Here is an 18,254-nt window from a genome sequence, read left to right on the forward strand (position 1 = left end):
CCCTTCCAGCCATTCCTTCCCGCCCTCTCCCAGATGAACCAAAAGCCACGAAAGAAAGCATACAAGGGTTGTCATGCTTTGGCGGTTATGGTTTTCGGCGATTCACTTGATCTGGAATTGTCCACCAGGCTGCTGCACTGTTGCGCGACGGTAGCTCGTTGGGCGGTACGCTCAGCCTTTCGGTGACTCATGCGGAAATCCCTACACCCCCAAAAGTCTGATGCTGACGACGATCGGATATGTATTCGGAATTGTACAGCGGGAAGATTCTCTGCAGACGATTTGTGGCTCGCCAGATCAAGCGCGTTTGCGGAGTCAAGCGTCAATCGACCCGGCACGCCTCCCAGGGTCGGCCCGCCGGCATGGAACGAAGCGCGAAGAACGGCTTCGCCATACATCGCGCCGAACCCACCGCTAGGGAATAGATGGGCCATCCTGGCCAGATCGGAGGCCGTGTCTACCAGACCAGAGAGGATTCGGCACCGGCAACGCCAGTGCTGCGCACTCTTGTCCAACCTGCGCAAATCTGCAATCGACCATGGAGCAAGAAAGGGCAGTAACGTGAGCAGGTTTCACGCGATCATCCTCAGGTCAGCGATGGCACGTTGCAGGCCTCGAACCACGTCAACCCACGCCTTGTCGTGGCTACTCCAAATGTTTCAAGAAAATGTATCTGATGACATTCCCACCTGACGGGTTCGCCCAAACCACCAAAGACTCCCTCAACTCGCACGATGCGCAATCGCTTCAAGAATTCTTAAAGCAGTCTGACGCCAGCCCGGTGTCGCGGGTACCACCGTCTCCGCCAGCCTGATCGCTTCCAGATCGTCAGGCACGTTCCATTCTCGGTTGTCCATTCGCAGAAGGATGCTCCGGGCGAGGCAGTCCACCAGAGAGTCTTGATTCAGTCAATTGGACCTCAATTTCAGATTCCGACTCAATTTCTTCCTGCGATCGTCCGTTAATCAATGCAAGACCTTCTGCTCTCTGGAGGAATAACGTGATCTACGCGTGCACCAACGATACTGATCTCGATGAACTCATCGGGACTCAATGCTGGGAAGGCCAGCGGCTGTCGTTCCATTACGGCCCGCTCGTTCAGGCCATGAAAGCGGGCGAAGAGTTGGTCCTGGAGAACAGTGCCGCGTTGTCGGCTTTCATGCTCGCGAAGGTTCGCCTGATGCTCGGCGCCATGACTATTGAGGACACCTCAGAAGAGATCTACCCGCACGATGGTTTTCGGCTGACGCTCGGGTAAGGTCGGCTGGATCTGCTGTTCGAGCAAGCCACCGGTCTCGAGAAGCGCTACTTGCAGGCGCTGGATGCCCGCGAGGATCCAGACGCCGAAAGAAGCCGGGAGCCTGCTCTCCGGTTACGGGTTTGCCGGTGCGGCGATGCAATTGTCCGCGATTGGTATGGTATCGACGGCACCGGCAACGGGTTAAACAGCGAGGAGTCGCCCCCACGGCAAGGATCCAGCGGTCGTGCCGACGCCGACGAGCTTGAATTGTCATGCTCCGTGGAAGACTTGCTCCAACACGCATCGGGACGGGACGACGCACTGGCAACCGAGGTTGAGAGCGAGATCAACCAGTATCGTCACCAGGCGCACTGCATCGCGGAGATGCTGGCGACGCTGGGGCGTCTGCAACGCCTTGTACACTCCCCGCGCCGGACAAGCGGTGGAGAGCAGCGTGCTTCCCGTCTCACCGCTTGCGAGGCCATCGGCGTCGCACCCGCTGCCGCGATCGCTTCACTGGAAGCAGCAGGAGCAAGGTCTTGACGTTTGGGTCCGCTTCCGACCCATAACAGCCGGTCAAGTTTTTTGCCCCAATGACAGCAACGCAGCGGTTGCGGTCGTTCAGCCAGGAGTGCGGCGCGCACAAGTGACGTATGAATTAGGTGCGGTGGGCGTAGGTCGTCCGCGCCGCAAGTTCATGAGCGGATGCGTTGCATCGGCGGCCAGACCGCCAAGCTGCGTGAGCAGTTGCGGCGCGAAGGGCGCGCGGCCCTCCCCTTTGCAAACCCCACCGGCAGCACAGCAGCACCGCAGCACACCAGCACATCAGCAGGGTGAGCACCGCAATGCTGCCGCAAGCAATTGATTATGAGCGAATATTTCTAGATTTGTCGCGAAATCTGGCGCAACTCCTAGGATGGAATTCCATGTTTTATGCGCAACCTGAGCCACCGACTGAATCGGATTCAGATACTTGAGTTGCACTGGATTGATGCAAATTGAATTGTTGCAATGGCTCGACGACAGAAGGATACTTCTGCCATCAGAAACGGAGTCCAGCATGGCCAACTCAAAGCAATCCCAGACCCGGCGCCTCAAGATGTCCGAGCGCGCGCAGCAGCAGCTCGCGCTGCATTTCCCGGACGTGCCCGAGACGCTGTTGTGGCGGCGCAAGAGCAACGACGGTTTCACTACGGTGCCGCGCCCCCTGCCCATCGCGATGCAGGCCATCGATGAGACCTCCAAAGGCGCGCCGGCCGGCCACGCCCTGTTCTGCTTGTGGGCGCGCGCCCCTGACAACCCGCTGGTGATCGTGGAGAACCCGGCGACCTTCGCCGCCGAGACCGGCTTCACCGGCGAACGCGCGACCGACACCTGGCGCAAGCGCATGCGTCGCCTGCGGGAACTCGGGTTCATCCGCACCAAGCCCGGCCCGTCGGGCGAGTTCCACTTCATCCTGCTGCTGAACCCTAACATCGCCGTGGAGATGATGCGTCGCAACGGCCAAATCCAAGACAGCCTATACGGGCGATTCATCGAGCGCGTTGCCGACGTGGGCGCGGCCGGGGACTGGGCCGCGCACCGGGAGGCTTTGGAAGCGGCCGAGAAAGCCGCCACCGCTAAGTCGGAAGCTTTGGACAAGGGGGCGAAGTGATACCGCGCGGCCGCAACCCTTATGAGTGCTTCAAAAACGATCGCCACCGCCTCTTCGCGTTGATGTCTCGCGACGTTCGCATCGTGCTGGTCGCGGCCCTCCTCGGCGGCGCCGGCCTCGCTGGAGCGCACCCTGCCCTGCGTTCCTTGATGGCGGGGTGGGTGAACTGACTCCTCTTCAGGAGGGTAGGTGACGAGCAAGGCAATCGTTTAGAGCCTCTTTGGAATTCATCAGGGACGGAAGCCCACATGCCACACGACAAAGGATTGCCGCAGACCGGCGACTCGCAAGAGATCGGACAAGACGCCTACGACTGTCTGCGCGCAAAGCGGCCCAAGGGCTGGCAGCTCACGGAGCTTGGTGGCGTCAACGACTTCGGCTTTGATCTACAAGTGCAAATCAGCGTGAAGCAGCAGGTCGTCCACCCCTTCCGCCTCCAGCTCAAGGGCACGCGCTCGCCGCTGCGCAGTGCAGACGGGAGCTTCCTCTCCATCAACCTTTCTACCACGACGCTTCGCTACTTCGACAACACGGACGAGCCCGTCCTTCTGGTTCTATGCGACCTGAGCGTTGATCCAGAGGAGCCCCGCGAGTGCCCGCTTCACTACGTCTGGATTCGCGAGGAGCTTGACCGTATTCAGATCGCTTCCGTCTCCTTGGAGCAGAAGGAGGCCGCGATTCGCGTGCCGACGGCCAACGTCTTGGATCGCACGACGGATCTGGTCGACGAGGTCCAGAAGCGACATCGCCTTTCTCGAGTGGGGCATGCGCTGGACACCAGCGTAGCCGGGATGGACCCGTCGCTCGGCTCGGAGGATCGAGTCGTCATGGTGGAGGCGATCACCAGAAACATTGGCACCCGCAGCATCGTCTTCGCCCAAGCCCTGGCGGAGCCCGCCACCGACGTTTGGATCAACCCACCGCGCGGCAGCTTGGCCTGGTTGCTCACGGAAGCGAAGTCCGCCGTGGCCTCAGGCGAGGTGGACAAGTGCGCGGACCTGCTCCGTCAGGCCTCAGAGCGTTTTGAGCCTGCGTCGGCGATGGAGAAAGCGGAATACTGGCACCTGACCGGCCGGCTCCGCCTCGTCCGAGGCGACGACGAAGGCGCGTCCCGCGCGTTCAAAAGTGCCGCCGAGACGCAACCGCAGGCCAAATACTGGGCAGCCTGGGCAGAGAGCGAGATGCGCCGGGGGTTCAGAAACGACCAAGGCCAGGACTATTCGGACGTGCTCGAGGCCCTGCCAGCGGACGCGGACCCGGCGCTGCTCGGCGTCAAGGCCCGCCTCCTCGCCGCCAGCCGCAAGCACGCCGAAGCCATCGCGCTTCTTGACACTTTCGAAGGCACTGAGAGCCTCGCGGCGCGGGCAGTGGTCGAGACCATGTTCTCGAATCCCGACCAGGCGCTGCAAGCGTGCATCGACGGCATCGACTTGGAAGAAAAACGGGAGTCGACAAGGCTGTTGTTCCTGATCTTGCGGGCGCGAGCGCGGTTCAACATCGCGTTGAGAAGCGCGCGTGTCGAGGAATCGAGCGGCGAGCACTCGGAGGACGAGGTCCTTCCTCCTTCGGGCCCCATCGGGGTCGACGCGGCCGCGCTACGCGAAGCGTGGGCCGACATCGAAGAGGCCGTCTCCGCCATGGAGGAGATCAGATGGGTGTCGAACGCCGAGTTCGTGATCGACCTCTGGATCGCCACCGCGAGCATGCTTGGCAAGCAGGAGCAGATTCTCGCCCGGGTGTTGGCCGCAGCGCGGCAGCGGCCGCAGCAAGCCGAGCTCCAGTCGGCAGCAGAGACCCTCGCGGCCCAGTGCGGCGATTTCCAGGCGGCCTTGGAAGCGAACAGCCGGCTGCCCGACGGCAACATGAAAGTCCTGCGCCGCGTCTCGTTTCTGCATGAGCTCGGCAAGCACCGCGACTGCGTCGAACTGATGGCGGCAAACATCGACACAGTCGGTCGCTCACACCAGCTATTCGGACACGTCTTGGTGCTGGCGGCCCTGTCGGCCGACGTGATGGCTAGGGATCCTCTGGTCGAGGCTTGGCTCGACATCTTGCGCTCTGGAGATGCGGAAAGCCAAGCGCATGCCGCGACCTTGGACCACTTGCTCGCACGGCGCAGGAACCAGCTGCAAAGCCGCGAGGCTTTGACTGATCTCGCCCGCGTCGACGAGCAGCTTGGGCACCCCAAACCGACCACGTTGCTCCTATTCGAAGAGCTGGACCCCGGTTCCGAGACGCAGGCCGAGCAGTTTCTCGCCGTCGCGACGCGCTTGCGCTCGATGATTCGGCTGTCCCCGATGATCGCTGTGAGGATTGGGGTCGCCTTGGCCACCGGGAAGCGGTGGAGCGATCTGCTCGCCTTGTGCGAGGAGGCCAGCCGAGAGTTTGACGTCACGGGTCGGATCAAAGCGTTCCAAGCGCTAGCGCTCGACCAGTTGGGCCGGTCCGACGAGGCGAGGTCCATCCTGGAGAGCATGCTCGAAGGCGGCATTGAGGACGGGCTCGCTTTGAACACGTACGTGAACATCATGGTTCGCTGGGGGTTCACTGAGAAGGCCAAAGCGGCAGCTGAGTTGATCTTGGAGCGCGCACAGTCGAAGGAACGGCGCGTCGAGTGCGTCCGGATGCTGTTCAACCTTGAGCAGCATGCGAACCCCACCAGCCCCCGGCTCGTCGACCTAGCTTTTCGCATGGGAGCGCTCGCGTCCAGCGACGACGAGGTGGAAGAAGGGGTGTTTCTTTGCATGGTCATCGCCGCAACAAGCTTCGAGACGGCGGTGTTGAGCGATGCGCGCAAGGAGGAGTTCCAAGCCCGCACGAACGCCTTCTTCGAACGGTTCCCCCAATCGAAGATTCTTCGCCGAGTCGAGCTCCCGGCTGAGGCTGGCGCGGAGGAGATGCTGCGCTCAATGAAGTCCGCCATTGGAGTATCGGAAGAGCGCGAGCAACAACGAGCGCGGCTCGAAGCTCAGCTTCAAAGCGGCGAGTTGCCATTGCCCTTCGCGTGGCGTCCACGCTTCGCGCTTGGCAGTGTGCAGGACGTGGCACATCTCTGGGATCTGGCGAAGCGGTCAACGGTCGACGAGAAGAAGTTCCACCTGAACATGATCGGCGAGCAGTGGGAGCAGCGGCCAGCCGATTCCTTTCGTTCGAGGACACCCCTGTTCGATCTGCTCACTCTGTTCGTGCTCGAAGACCTCGAACTGCTCGACAAGGTCTTCGACTTCTTCCCCAAGGTCGCAATCTCCCAGGAGACCTTGGGCGAGCTGATGAAAATGTCGCAGGCGTTCTCTGGAAGCATCTTCCGGCAGCGGTGCATCGATGTGCAGGATCGCCTCAGGCCACGCCTCGCGCAGATCCTGCAGCCCCACGGAGCGCCTTCGGACGACGAACTGCACCTGCCGAGCTCGTCGCGCGAACTTAAAAGCCTTGCCCGCACTGGCAACTACGTCGTCTACTCCGACGACGCCATGCTGCGAATGTGGATATTTGAGGACAAGTTCGCCGCTGACGGAATGTGCACCTTGGACCTGCTCTGCGGGTTGGAGGAGACCGGTCTGCTGACCACGGAAGAAGTGGCGACCAAACTCGCGCAACTCTGCGACTGGCACGTGGGCATACAAATCCAGCTGAGGCATCAGCTGGCTCTCATCCCGGAAACGGTTCGCCTCGCGCCCCGCGTCTTGGAGGCCGCTGCGATGCTTCGCGGTATCGCACCCTTCATGTCGCTCGCCCGAGGCATGTGGGGGCCGGGCACGGACTTCATGGGCGTCCTCAATCACGTCGGAGCTGTCGTCCGACTATTGGTTCAGGACCCCGCCGTGCCGGACATCGCCATCGGCGCCTTTGTCGCGGTATGGATCGACCACGCAACCGCGAGGGCCGACATGCCACTTCCCGCGCTGCAGCTGGCGGCGCACATCGCCGTGTATGCCGTGGCGGCTGGAAAGCTGCCAATCCAGGCGGCCCGCCGGCTTTGGAACGTCTACTTCGGCGTAGTCGAGGCGGTGCACGGTGCGCCGGACTCGAAGGCTTACGGTCTCGCGCTCGCCCGAGTCGCGCAAGAAGCGGGCGCTTTGGACAAGAGGATGACCAAGGAACGCGTCACTCCGCAAACGACCATCGGCGAGCGGCTTATGATGGGTCTCGACTTGATTTCCAATGCGTGGGAGGCCTTCTCCGCCGCTTACATCCCAGCGCGCAAATGAATGAAGACTCCGGCCCACTGCGGGAAGCGGCCGCCTGATCAGGCCTTTATTGGCATAGCGCGATAGCGCCGAATAGAGGATTGAACAGTCGCTGGCGACGCCCGTCGTTGAATGACCGGCGATGGCGGGTCTGCTGACGTTTGCTCCGCTGGTGCGAGTGACTGCCTCCAGTCTGGAGCGGCCCGACAGCTTCAGTGGTCGAATGACTCCTTCTGGCCGGGTGCTGCCTTCACGAAACTATACCCCGACGACCGCTCCAACCACAAAGCCGCCGTTGAGGTGGCGACGTCACCGACGCTACGCCAATGACGGCTTTCTGGAAATCGTTTCTGACGACCGATCGCTTTGGAGAAGAGGTAGCGACAGTCGGCTCCTGGCCGTGAGCGGACCAGAGATTTCCACTTGGCATCCAATACCGCCGCGGGGCTGTGGCACGGTCTTACCACGGCAGGATGTCGCCATTCTGGTGGAGGAATCGTCCGGTGGTCTCGATCTTCAGTTCGTCGATGCGCTGCAAGAGCCCGCGAACAGACTCGTCCGGATCGATCTGGCCGTGGCCGCGGGTCATCGCGGTGCGCACAAACCCTGGATGCAAGATGACCACAGCGACCCCTCGCGGCTTAAGGTCGTGGGCGAGGGAGACACCGGCCGCATTGAGCGCGGCCTTGCTCATTCGGTAGCCGTAGTAGCCCCCGGAGGTATTGTCGCCCATGGAGCCCATGCGACTGGTGATGAGCGCGACCTTCGAGCCCGGATGCAGGCGCGAGGCGAGGGCCCTCGTGAGAAAAAGTGGCGCTACGGCGTTCACTTCGAACTGCGCGCGCACCTCGTCAGGATCGACCTCTTCGAGAGAGTCGGCCATGAGCACGCCGGCGTTGTGGATCAGGAGGTCAATCTCGTCGTGCGCGAGCCGTTCGGCGATCTTGGACCATGCCAGACGCTCTGTCAGGTTGATCTGGCTTTCGACACGCACCCCGAGCGCGTCAAGCTCCGGCGAACCCTTGCGACATACCGCAACCACGCTCGCTCCACGTGCCTTGAGCTGTTGCGCGAGCTCAAGGCCGATTCCACGATTGGCACCTGTGACGACTGAAACACCCATACCGTCCCTCCTCTTCGATCCGGCTTGGATAGGCGTAAGGATTCCTTCGTAAGCCTGTCAGTCGCCGAACAGCGCGATGATGGTTTTCATCGACAGGTACAGGCGCGCGGGCCGCTGTTGCAGCGGCAGGAAGCTGAAATGGCGGTAGAAGGCTTCGGCTGCTTCGTCCTTGGCATCCACCAGGACAGCCATGGCCGCGATGTTCGCGGCAGCTTCCACGCTGCGGCGCAAGGCGTCCATGAGCAGGAATTCCCCCATGCCCATGCCCTTCATGCTTTGATCGACGGCCAGCCGACCAAGCAGCGTCACCGGGAGTTGCGGGTAGCGCGGCAGCTTTTTGGTCAAGGCATCGGGCAATTCGCTGGCGTCCACCGTCGAGGCGGACAGCGTGTAGTACCCGAGCACCTGCGCGGCGGGCGGCTCAATCAGAACGAAGGGCGCGGCGACGCGCTTGTCGGCGTCCTGGCGGGCTTGCTGGCGCAGGTAGCGATCCAGCGGCGCACTGCCGCAGCAAAAGCTGTCGCGGTCATGGCCCTTACCGAGGGGCTCGATGCGATGCGGGGTCGCCGGGGCCGACAATCACCGCCCCATTTGCTGGCGGTAGGCCGCTGCGGCCTGGCGCAGACGCTCATTCGGCGCGGGCGGGTCGAGCAAAGCGGTCACGAACGCGATCTGCTCGGCCCGGCTCAGGCGGATCGTTTCGTGTTCCCGAAGGATGCGCGCGGCAGCCTCCTGGGCGCTGGCGACGACGAATTCGCTCAGGGTGCGCCCGGATAGCGTGGCAGCCTGTTGTAGCACCGCTTTTTGTTCGACCGACAGGCGGGCTTCCAGGCGCGCCGCGCGCGTCTTGTCGTCGGTGACTGGATCGCTGGTCTGCATGGCCCTTCTCCCGTGTTTTTGCTTGCCGTCGCCCGTGCAAGCGAAAGCTCTCTTAATGTACGGCAAACGTACGGAACAAACAAGGCCTTTCTTGGGCGTCCCCGCTCGCGCTACGCGCCAGCGGGCCGGGCCTGAAGTCCCGGCCATCCGGTAACGATCCCTGACGCAAAAGCCAGTGAGCGGCGTCAGCTTCGCTCACGCCGGGTGACGGGGCACGGCTGCGCCCTGCCCCGCATCGACGACCGCCCAGCTTCATGGCTGCGCCATCAAGCGTGGCCCTTCTTTTGGACGCTGCTCCAGGCGCGGTGCAAGAGTAAAGCTCCGCCGGCCGGCGGGGTATCCCCGAGCTTCCGCCCCCCGCGGGGGTTGTGCAGGCCGGTTGATTCCCCTCCCCACCGGTCGCCCTTACGCCTACCCGTCCTTGACTTGGTCGAGAAGAATGCAGTTGTGGAACCAAGTTATTTGTGCAGCAGCTTGCTGCACAAATCCTTCTTCAGGCCAGGCCTCGGCGAACGCCCGCATGTACTTCATGTTGCGAGGGGAAAGCCCGCGCATGTCGGGGAACTCGACACGGAGGTCGCGAGCCAGCTGGTCAATGACCTTCGCCCCCCAGCCCTGGGCGGATTGCCGTTCGAGAATCTCCTTGCCGATGCGCCAATAGAGGAGGACCAGTTCCCGGTTAACGGCCAGACCAGCCTTGAGTCTCGCCGTGCGGATGGTGGTCTTCAACTCCGCAAGCCATGCGGCGTAGTCGGGAGGGATGAGCAACTGTGTTCCAAGTCAAGCGTTTTTAGGGGCGTTTGGGTGTTCTGGATTCCAGGGGATACCCGATTTGACGATCGCGTTCATAATCGTCAGCATCTTATGCATGCAAGCGACCAAGGCGACCTTTTTGAGCTTGCCTTTGGCGAGCAACCGTTCGTAGAAGATCTTGATCACCGGGTTGTACCGTATGGCGCTCAGGGCCGCCATGTATAAAGTGGTACGCACTGTCGCGCGACCCCCCCAGGTGATGCGCTTGCCCTTGTGGCGACCGCTGTCCGCGTTCAAGGGAGCCACGCCGACCAGCTTGCCAATTTGCGCATGGGTGAGTTGCCCCAACTCAGGCAAGGCGCCCATCAGAGCCGCTTGCATGCAGGGCCCGACTCCTTTGAAATCCTTGAACAACGCGAGCTTCTGAGCAAAATGTCCCTTCAACATGCCATCGATGTTCTTGTCAATCAGCGCAATCTGCCGATCGAGCATCTTGAGTACCAGCTTGATGCTTTTGTGCTGCGACGGATGGCTCGTGGCCAAGCGGTTTGCCTCCGCCACGCGCATGGCGACCAACTGGTTGTGGCGCACCAGCAAGGCTTCCAGTGCCTCCTGGTTGGCGTCGGGCAGTTTCATCAACAGCCGCTCCCGCTGCGCGGACTGGTGCAGCGTTCTCCCAAAGTGCGAGAGCACTCGCGCATCAATGGCGTCCGTCTTGGCGAGGTATCCCATTGATTTCGCGAAATCCCTCGCCTGCCGTGGATTCACCACCATCACCGGCAGACCGGCCGCACAGAGCGCCGCTGCCACTGGGCGCTCATAGCCACCCGTGGCCTCCAACAGGATCACGCCAATTCGCTCCGCAAGCAGCTTCAGCCGGTTCACCAAGGCTCCGATCTCCTTCCCGCTGTTGGCGATGCATTCGGTCTTGGACTGGTCGTCCAGAGCAAGTTCGAGCGTGTCTTTCGCAACATCAATGCCGGGGAAAATCAATTCCGGAACGTTCATCTATAGCCATCCTTGCAAATACGAGGTCACGCTCTTGCGACACGCGCCAACAAGCAACTGTTCGGTATCCAGACAAACGGCTGACCAAGCATGCCAAGTGCTCATCCACGGGCTTGAGGTCCCAGAGGGACATCGGGCTATGCCTGGCCTTCCGAACTCTCCTCGACAACATTCATGCGGCTCTCCGTCACCCACACCTTGGGGCTCTGCCCCAAACCCCGCACTCGCCGTGAGGCAGGGCTGGGGATGATACACCCCTCCCCAGCCCCTGCCTCCAGCGTACTTGGCTTACAGGGCGTCAAGAGACTTTCGCGGCATAAACGCGAGAGAAAAAACCTCTCTCGCATTTATTCCACGGTTCTCTTGACCCCCTTCCAGCCATTCCTTCCCGCCCTCTCCCAGATGAGCCAAAAGCCACGAAAGAAAGCATACAAGGGTTGTCATGCTTTGGCGGTTATGGTTTTCGGCAAGTCACTTGATCTGCAATTGTCCACCGGGCTGCTGCACTGTTGCGCGGCGGTAGCTCCGTCGGGCGGCGCATTCCGGGTTTCCGGCAGAGCCCTGGAAAATTCCCACGCCCCCAAAAGTCTGATGGCAAAGCCGGTTGAGTGTGGTTGGGGAGTGCTCGAAAACCGTTCTCGCTCGAAGCGGTGCAGAACGGCGAGTTTAGCGAAGGTCAGGCGGCTTCGAGTACCCGCATCTCGATGTGAAGTCCGGCAGCCGTCGCCATATTCACCAGTGCATCAAGGCCGAACAGGTTGATCTTGCCGCGCATCAGGTCAGAAACACGCGGTTGAGTCACGCCCAAGAGCTTGGCGGCTTGCGCCTGGCTCATTTCGGTGCGGGTAAGGTGGTTCTTCAGCGCCGTCATCAGAACGGAACGTAGCTTCATGTTTTCCGCTTCTTCCGGGGTGTCCTCGATGGCATCCCAGACGCTAGCAAATCGTTGGTTGCTCATTAGCCTAGCTCCTTCAACAAGTCGCGGTAACGTTTCGAGGCCAAATCCAAATCGGCTTTGCTGGTCTTCTCTGTCTTCTTCTGGAAGCAGTGAAGCACATAGACGGCATCAGCGAACTTGGCAACGTAGATGACCCGGAACGTCCCGGCTGCGTCACGAATCCGAATTTCCTTCGCACCTTGGCCGACGGTGTTCATGGGCTTCCAGTCGTCAGGCTCCTGGCCGTTCTGAACCTGATCGAGCTGATGACCAGCCTCGCGCCTGGCCGGAAGCGGAAAAGCGCGAAGCTCATCAAGGGAACTGCCCCGGAACTCGACAGGTCTGGGATCGGTCGTGCTCATACTATACAAAGTTTTGTATACCGCGGCAAGCGGGTATCAGGTCCAATGGAGCAGGCAACCGGCTTATCGTGCTTTACTTTCCGTTTTCTGAAGCGACCCCCAATAGGGCAGGACCAGTTCCAGGTTAACGGCGAGACCGGCCTTGAGCCTCTCCGTGCGGATGGTGGCCTTCAACTCCGCAAGCCATGCGACGTAGTCGGTAGGGATGAGGTTTGTCTTGCTTGGGGGGTCATGGTTTGCGGCGAGTCACTTGATCTGGAATTGTCCACCAGGCGGCCGCTCGGTTGAGCGACGGTAGCGCCGTCGGGCTGCGCATTCCGGGTTTACGGCAGCGCCCGGGGGAATTTTCCATACCCCAAAGATCGACCCGGCACGCCTCCCAAGGTCGGCCAGCCGGCATGGCACGAAGCGCGAAGAACGGCTTCGCCATACATCGCGCAGAGGCTGCTGCCGAGGATGGAGATCGGCGATCCGTGCGAAATAGAGTAAGGCAGAACAACAAGGCGCGCGCATCCGTTACGACCGTCCACCTCAAGACGGTTCTGACTTCCCACAAACGCAGAACCGACGCCGAGCTCGATCAGGAAGTCTCGCAGGCGCAGCACGAGTGCCTTTTCGATGGTGCGCTCGTTTGACGCGTCCGTGATCCCGAGGAAGTCGAAGGTGTACGAGTCCTTGAGGATGTCGCGTGCCAAGTCGGACTGTGGCGACGGCAGCGCACGATCGAAGTTGGTTTGCGCGGCGCCAACGCGCCGGTGCGCTGCAGTCTCGATCTGGAGTTCGAGCACCGACCGGCTCCAGCCGTTTTCGGTGGTCTTGCGGATGTACCACTCGCTTTCCGGCCAGGCCTCGGCGAACGCCGGCATGTACTTCATGTTGCGAGGGGAAAGCCCGCGCATATCGGGATCGACCCGGCACGCCTCCCCAAGGTCGGCCAGCCGGCATGATACGACGCGCGAAGAACGACTGCGCCGTACATCGCGCCAGTCTGCCGATGGAGACGGAGATCGGCTGTCCGGGTGAACTATAGATGCTTGGCCCCTGGCATCAGCGACCCGCCACACCGATCACCGGGCTTTCGCGTGCGGCTCGCTCCCAACCACTGGAACCTTGGATATTGTCCAATCGTGCTTGACACGACTAAGCAAGATCGATAGTTTAGGGCCATGCGAACGACCAAAACTCTCTCGATCACTCTGCCGCCGGAAATGCTCGCCCGAGCCGCGGAGATCGCCCGGCGCGAACACCGCACGATGAGCGAGCTGGTGCGCGAAGCCCTGCGTGACTATGAGCGCAAGAATTGGTGGTCTGAAATGAATGCCTTCGGCCAGGCGAAAGCTGCCGAACTTGGCCTGACCGAGGCCGATGTTGACCAGGCTGTGCACGAAGTGCGTCGCGAGCGCGCTGGCCGCGGTCCCGAGACCAAGGTGTGACGGTCGTCGTTGCCGATACGAGCGTCTATGTTTCGGCGCTCGTGTTCGGTGGTGTGCCGCAGGCCGCCCTCATTAAAGCGATCACCACCCCCTTCCGCGTCGCGATCTCCCACGCGCTGAAGGCCGAACTTGTCGAAACGCTTGAGCGCAAATTTGCCTGGCCTTCTTCTCGGGTGGCACATGCCTGCGCACACTTGTGGGGAGGGGCTATCTGGTGCGAGCCGGTTGCCGTTCAAGCCTCGCGCGACCCCGATGACGATCACGTGCTTGGCTGTGCGATCGCCGCTTCAGCCAACGTGTTGGTTACGGGCGACAAGGACCTCCTGTCGTTGCATCCGTTCAGGGGCATTGCCATCGTGACGCCGGCGACATTTCTGGCGATGCCGTGGACGGTCCACGGTGACGACCGAGCACCATTCGTTTGAGCTTGGCCAAGGCGGCGTATCGAACCCATGCAAAAGCTCTTTACTGAAAGGCATGGCTCGACCAAACCGTGCGTCGCCGAGAAGCGGGCGGCCATGAACACCGCGACGTTTTTCGCTGAGCGCCGGGGGGCGGATGACCAGATTTTTTGAAATGCGTGAGCGGCCGCTCCATGAATACCGTCTTGCGTGTGATGCTCAGGACATCAAATGGGAGCGATCGAAATCGCCCCCCTGAAACCGATCAGCGGCTGCTGTTCGGGGTCACTTTCACGGGTGCCCAGCCATGACCTGGCTTGGTTGTGGGCGGCAACGGGCGGTTGTCCGCTACCGTTGTGTAGTTCGGCTGTTTGCCGCCCTTGGGCCCAACCTCTTGGTAAATCCCACCCTGATTGCCGGTGCTCTGACCGGGCTTCTTCGCTGCTGCCATATCAATCTCCTTTCGAGAAAAAGGCAGTGGTACAACCCGGTACATCGAAAACCGCTATTGGCCAACCCGCACCAAAGTTGTATCGTGCGAGCGTCTACGTCCAACGTTAGGCGACAGGTTTCTCCGGGATCGGTGGCCTGTCTCAGCCGCTCTCAGGAAGTCCAGTCCTAAGAGCGGCTTTTCATTTTGATCTACAGCGCCATCTTCGGCGCGAACTCCTGCCGGCGCGCATCACGCCTTGCCCTGCACGCGCGCGCGCGCCCTGATCGTTAGATTCTGGGCCTGGAACCTGTTTCGGACGATCTGCGCTACCTCGTCGTAGACCGACGCCTTTTTCTCTGGGTCGGCGATCGTGATGATCAGCGAAAACGGTTGCGGCTTGAACGCAGCTTCATCCTTCTCGATCCCGTGTCGTGTCAGCAGTTTCAACATCAAACGCCAGCGGTTGCCTCGCTCGCCATTTTCGTTTAGACGCCCGTGATAGGTGCGCACCGGCGCCCACTTCCGCATCTTTTCGACTTGGTATGCCTCATAGAGCAGGCCGGGGTTGCGGTGTTCAGGAGGCACAAGCCCCGCGAACATCCGTTTAATCTCGCCGGTGGTGCGCGATACACGGTCACGGTAGACGCCGAGGTGAGCGTCGATATGGGTCTCGCAATACTCGGAACCCCAGCGCGCGCCCCGTGTTGGCACGAAAGCGAGCGTCATCCAAACTTCCCCGAAATACTTGTCGTTCCGCTTCAGCGATGGCGGATAAGGGAAATCATCCCACTCCAGGAAATAGCCGGGCCGAAGCGTGTCTTCGAACACCAGCGTCGCTGTGTGCGGCGTGCATTCAAGGCAATACGGCACTGCCGCCGGCAGACCAAATCCAAGGAAATTTTCCTCGCCGTCCGGGACGCGAGTGCCCGAACGGGGGTCGCGCGCATGGTGGGTCAGCAATGCCCGAGCCAACACCGGTGACGGGGTCGGCGTGATCTGGTGATAAATCTGCGCCAGCGTCCGCGAAACCAAGGGCGTGGCGAAGCTCGTGCCAAGGTCTTCCGCCAGGCCGGAATCCGTGACGGACCGAATACCATGCACATGCGCGGCGTCGGTCGAACACGATCCGCCGTAGTGCACCAGGTCGGGCTTGATGATGTAATTGGGGCCAGCACCATGACGCGAGAAGGCCGAAGGGTGATGCTGTCTTGGCCCGTTGGTTTTGTAATCGACATGGGATACTGATCCGACCGTGATGCCCAATACGCTGTCGGCCGGCGATGTAATGCGGCCGACCTCGATCTGCCCCGGAGTGCGAGGAAAGTCCAGGAGCGGCAGCGTGGCGTAGTTGCCGGCGCTGATGACAAAAGAAACCTGGTACTTCTCCTGCAGATTGTCCAGCTCCTCAGCCAACTCAGAAAATTCATCCAGCGAGCAAATGGCGTCGGTTCCCAAAGAGAGGTTCCAGACCCTGTACTTGTTGGCATGCTCCTGGAGCGCCGACTCCAGCGAGGACAGCAGCTCCGATTCAAGCAACGCAGATGTCTCGCCCCGCGATGGATCGTCGTTCGGAATTACCTGCAGATCGAACACGGCGCAGGCACCCGAATCAAGGCCACCAACTGTCGGATTTAGCTCGCGGCCCCAGCAGACAAGGCCGGCAACGAAGGTTCCGTGATCCGTGTTTTGATCATAGGGGGGCGACACGTCCCGAACACGGCCAACCACCCATGAGTTGAGCGCCGGAATCTGATCCGAAATGCCGCCGTCCACTACGACAACGACCGGAACATCCGCATCGGCGGCATCCCGTGTTGGCAATGCCGGAAGGGCCTGCTGGTTCATCATGCGCGGCCGGATCGTGCGTACCAACGGCATGTGGGAGATGGAGCGCACGCCGATGATACGCGACAGCGCTTCGACATCGGCGACGGTTTGGCACTCCGCCGCGTAGATGAAGCTACGTTCTGAATATCCGCGCTGATCGAGCTTGATACCGCGTTCCCTACACACGGACTCGAAATTGGCGACCAGCGCCGGGTGATCATCATCGGCGCCGAAACTGAACAAGCGGACGCGGGTGATGAACCCGTTGCGACGGCGCGGGCTGCGACAGAGGATGTCCTCGGCACCCAGGCCATGGCGACGCGACGCCGGCGTCACCGCTTCAATGCTTTCGATACAGGAGAGTTCCTTGGTGATCTGATCCGATGTGTTGTTCTGGATGATTTGAGTTAGCTGTTCCAGTCCCGTCGGCGTTGCCTTGATGAACAGCTCGCCAAGGCGGCCCGCGCCGATGATGGGACACGACTTGTCGGAGAACAGCTTTTCCGGTCGGTGGCTCTTCGCCGCCGCCTTCGACATGATCTTGACGCGTACCGGCGCCGCCCGCGTCATCTTGAGTTGCGGCAAGAGGGCTTCTTGAATGGCGCCGATCTGGTTGGAAAGCCGATTGCGGTACTGCAGGTCAACATCACGAAACGGCGCCGGCGGCGTGCCACCCCCCAGCACGCGACGCTCGGTTCCCTGCTTGGGCATGATCAGTTTGATCGGCAGGCGATCGTTGCGCGCATTCCGTTGGGTCTCGTCAGCCACGCTCTTCGCCCTCAAGCTTCGACACTCTGTGTACAGTTGCCTTCGACAGCCCCAGCAGCTCTCCAAGCATGGCGAAGCTGTACAAGCGTTGATCCCGTTCCCTTAGCGCTTCCACAATGTCCGGCGCCTCTTTGTTGGCGAGCCGCGCAATGAACCGCGCGCCGTCTTCCGCCCCAATCGCCAGGTTCTGCAAGACCGGGAATGCGTCTTTGAGATAGATCGGTTTGCCCGTAGAGAAGTGCCGACGCTTCAGGCGAGCGCAGACTTCGCGGATATCCGAACCCGAAAAACCTTCGGACAGATCTGCCAGGACCGTAAGGTCCCGCGGCGAGAAGTGGATGGGCTCGATGAAATCGGCCCACATGTGTTCCCGCTGTTCCGATGAAGGGAGCTGCAACGCCAAACGGTAGGTGAAGCGGCGCCACACGGCGGTGTCCAGCAGCGTTTCATGATTGGTTGCAGCCAGGACGATTGATTGCCGACCAAGCGTGTCAAGGTTCTGTAGGAAGCTGTTGACCACCCGCTTCAGCTCACCCAATTCTTGACTGTCGCCACGCAGCTTGGCAATCGCATCGAACTCATCCAGAAATAGCACGCAGGGCGTTTTCGCGGCGAAGTCGAACAGTGCGCGGATGTTTTTCGACGTGCTGCCGAGGTAGGACGAGATCAGGCCGTCCAGGCGGGCGACGTAGAGTTCTAGTCCGATCTCCTTGGCGATATGGCGCGCCACGCGGCTTTTTCCCGTGCCCGGAGGGCCATACATGAGAAAGCTCAGCGCGCCGGACAGCTCGGTCGTATCAAGCAAGGCGTAGCTTTTCGCTACGCTGACGAATTCATTGACCACATCCCACTGTGACTGCAAGAGTTGAACGGGCGGCTCCTGCAGCGTCTTCAGCTTGATGTGCTCGATGAGGGGAAACCGGCTTTCCGCATCGACGGGCAGTGTTGTGGAGAAGCGGACATCGGCTGGGCGTAACTGATTGTCGGTCTCTTCGAGCAGCTTTCGCAGCCGATCGGCCGAGCTTTTCTCGCCGGCGGTTTCAAGCTTTTCGGCGAGGAACGCAGTGTAATTGCGAACCTTGTCCACGTCAAGACGAAGTGCGCCGTTGACGATACGAACAAGCTCATTAATGAAACGGATATCGGTATTCATGAAACGATTGTGCCTATTCATGATTCGATTGTCAAGCTTTCCGATACGTTGACGCCTTTCCATTCCAGGAAATAGCCGGGCCGCCTCACCAATTTC

At 61.0% G+C, this 18,254-nt stretch carries 16 protein-coding genes; 5 read left to right on the plus strand and 11 right to left on the minus strand.

Going from position 1 to position 18,254, the window contains the following annotated elements:
• Nucleotides 1-1,000: 1,000 nt before the first annotated feature.
• The 3 genes from CAP2UW1_RS22215 to CAP2UW1_RS22225 all read left to right on the plus strand — a co-directional run bounded on the left by CAP2UW1_RS22215 (nt 1,001) and on the right by CAP2UW1_RS22225 (nt 7,102).
• Nucleotides 1,001-1,258, plus strand: a complete 258-nt coding sequence (locus CAP2UW1_RS22215) for a hypothetical protein (RefSeq protein WP_012806684.1) — start codon at nt 1,001-1,003, stop codon at nt 1,256-1,258.
• A 973-nt stretch (nt 1,259-2,231) separates the two neighbouring features.
• Nucleotides 2,232-2,894, plus strand: a complete 663-nt coding sequence (locus CAP2UW1_RS22220) for a hypothetical protein (protein ID WP_412566883.1) — start codon at nt 2,232-2,234, stop codon at nt 2,892-2,894.
• Between the two features lie 248 nt (nt 2,895-3,142).
• Nucleotides 3,143-7,102 carry a DUF4365 domain-containing protein gene (locus CAP2UW1_RS22225; protein WP_012806689.1) on the plus strand — a complete coding sequence of 1,320 codons (3,960 nt, stop codon included), beginning with the start codon at nt 3,143-3,145 and terminating at the stop codon, nt 7,100-7,102.
• Between the two features lie 439 nt (nt 7,103-7,541).
• On the opposite strand, the gene CAP2UW1_RS22230 is transcribed toward CAP2UW1_RS22225, so the two are convergent.
• From CAP2UW1_RS22230 to CAP2UW1_RS24230, 8 genes are all read right to left on the minus strand, one after another.
• On the minus strand, nt 7,542-8,204 hold the full coding sequence (locus tag CAP2UW1_RS22230) for an SDR family oxidoreductase (protein WP_012806690.1): 663 nt from the start codon (nt 8,202-8,204) through the stop codon (nt 7,542-7,544).
• Between the two features lie 57 nt (nt 8,205-8,261).
• Nucleotides 8,262-8,783, minus strand: coding sequence for a GNAT family N-acetyltransferase (locus CAP2UW1_RS22235; protein ID WP_012806691.1), 522 nt, complete (start codon nt 8,781-8,783; stop codon nt 8,262-8,264).
• The gene (locus tag CAP2UW1_RS22240; RefSeq protein ID WP_012806692.1) at nt 8,784-9,083 is read right to left on the minus strand and encodes a type II toxin-antitoxin system TacA family antitoxin; all 300 of its coding nucleotides are present in this window, start codon (nt 9,081-9,083) and stop codon (nt 8,784-8,786) included. It abuts the gene before it with no gap.
• 411 nt (nt 9,084-9,494) lie between these two features.
• Entirely contained in the window at nt 9,495-9,812 is a 318-nt protein-coding gene (locus CAP2UW1_RS22245) for a DUF1016 N-terminal domain-containing protein (protein ID WP_412566884.1), read from the minus strand.
• A gap of 51 nt (nt 9,813-9,863) precedes the next feature.
• On the minus strand, nt 9,864-10,844 hold the full coding sequence (locus CAP2UW1_RS22250) for an IS110 family transposase (RefSeq protein ID WP_012806694.1): 981 nt from the start codon (nt 10,842-10,844) through the stop codon (nt 9,864-9,866).
• 676 nt (nt 10,845-11,520) lie between these two features.
• Nucleotides 11,521-11,802, minus strand: coding sequence for a helix-turn-helix domain-containing protein (locus CAP2UW1_RS22255; protein WP_012806695.1), 282 nt, complete (start codon nt 11,800-11,802; stop codon nt 11,521-11,523).
• On the minus strand, nt 11,802-12,143 hold the full coding sequence (locus CAP2UW1_RS22260) for a type II toxin-antitoxin system RelE/ParE family toxin (protein ID WP_012806696.1): 342 nt from the start codon (nt 12,141-12,143) through the stop codon (nt 11,802-11,804). The genes CAP2UW1_RS22255 and CAP2UW1_RS22260 overlap by 1 nt, the downstream gene beginning before the upstream one ends.
• Nucleotides 12,144-12,466: 323 nt before the next feature.
• Complete coding sequence (locus tag CAP2UW1_RS24230; RefSeq protein WP_012806697.1) at nt 12,467-13,042, minus strand: PDDEXK nuclease domain-containing protein; 576 nt, start codon at nt 13,040-13,042, stop codon at nt 12,467-12,469.
• A gap of 267 nt (nt 13,043-13,309) precedes the next feature.
• On the opposite strand from CAP2UW1_RS24230, the gene CAP2UW1_RS22270 reads away from it, so the two are divergent.
• Both CAP2UW1_RS22270 and CAP2UW1_RS22275 read left to right on the plus strand, forming a co-directional pair.
• The gene (locus CAP2UW1_RS22270; RefSeq protein WP_012806698.1) at nt 13,310-13,576 is read left to right on the plus strand and encodes a ribbon-helix-helix protein, CopG family; all 267 of its coding nucleotides are present in this window, start codon (nt 13,310-13,312) and stop codon (nt 13,574-13,576) included.
• Nucleotides 13,573-14,001 (plus strand): putative toxin-antitoxin system toxin component, PIN family, encoded by a 429-nt coding sequence (locus tag CAP2UW1_RS22275; protein WP_012806699.1) that lies wholly within the window; start codon nt 13,573-13,575, stop codon nt 13,999-14,001. The genes CAP2UW1_RS22270 and CAP2UW1_RS22275 overlap by 4 nt, the downstream gene beginning before the upstream one ends.
• A 241-nt stretch (nt 14,002-14,242) precedes the next feature.
• On the opposite strand, the gene CAP2UW1_RS26295 is transcribed toward CAP2UW1_RS22275, so the two are convergent.
• The 3 genes from CAP2UW1_RS26295 to CAP2UW1_RS22285 form a co-directional block, all read right to left on the minus strand.
• Nucleotides 14,243-14,428, minus strand: a complete 186-nt coding sequence (locus CAP2UW1_RS26295) for a hypothetical protein (RefSeq protein WP_012806701.1) — start codon at nt 14,426-14,428, stop codon at nt 14,243-14,245.
• A gap of 231 nt (nt 14,429-14,659) precedes the next feature.
• Nucleotides 14,660-17,005, minus strand: coding sequence for a S8 family peptidase (locus CAP2UW1_RS22280; protein ID WP_012806702.1), 2,346 nt, complete (start codon nt 17,003-17,005; stop codon nt 14,660-14,662).
• Nucleotides 16,998-18,158, minus strand: a complete 1,161-nt coding sequence (locus CAP2UW1_RS22285) for an AAA family ATPase (RefSeq protein ID WP_012806703.1) — start codon at nt 18,156-18,158, stop codon at nt 16,998-17,000. Before CAP2UW1_RS22285 ends, CAP2UW1_RS22280 begins: the two co-directional genes overlap by 8 nt.
• Nucleotides 18,159-18,254 lie beyond the last annotated feature (96 nt).

Origin of the sequence: Candidatus Accumulibacter phosphatis (assembly GCF_000024165.1) — a bacterium.
In the GTDB taxonomy this organism is placed as follows: domain Bacteria; phylum Pseudomonadota; class Gammaproteobacteria; order Burkholderiales; family Rhodocyclaceae; genus Accumulibacter; species Accumulibacter phosphatis.